Raw genomic sequence first — 564 nt, forward strand, 5'->3', positions numbered from 1 at the left:
TTTCACTCCTCTGTCCGAGGTGCTTTTCACCTTTCCCTCACGGTACTCGTTCGCTATCGGTCTCTCGGTAGTATTTAGCCTTTCGGGATGGTCCCCGACAATTCAACCGGGATTTCTCGTGTCCCGGCCTACTCAGGTGCCGACCTGTTCCGCGGATCCTTTCGTGTAAGGGGCTCTCACCCGCTGTGGCGCGCCGCTCCATGCGCTTCCACTAGAATCCTTGGTCCGTTATGTCGGTCCTATAACCCCGGCACATGCCTTGCGACACCGCCGGTTTGGGCTCATCCCCGTTCGCTCGCCGCTACTTGGGGAATCGTTCTTACTTTCTCTTCCTGCGGGTACTTAGATGTTTCAGTTCCCCACGTTCGCCCCCTGCTCTGCAGGGTGACGGGATCGCTCCCGCCGGGTTGCCCCATTCGGAGATCCACGGGTCAATGGGTATTTGCCCCTCGCCGTGGCTTATCGCAGCTTGTCACGTCCTTCCTCGCCTCCGAGAGCCAAGGCATCCCCCATGCGCCCTTCGATCATTCCGTTATTTCTTGATGTATCGAAGTACATAGTAAC

1 rRNA gene is annotated in these 564 nt (G+C 57.6%); it reads right to left on the minus strand.

Annotation, left to right across the window (positions count from 1 at the left end):
• Positions 1 to 533: ribosomal RNA gene (locus E5331_RS20115) — 23S ribosomal RNA — on the minus strand; the annotation flags it as partial.
• Positions 534 to 564: the final 31 nt, after the last annotated feature.

This window comes from Lepagella muris, from assembly GCF_004793975.1.
In the GTDB taxonomy this organism is placed as follows: Bacteria; Bacteroidota; Bacteroidia; order Bacteroidales; family Muribaculaceae; genus Lepagella; species Lepagella muris.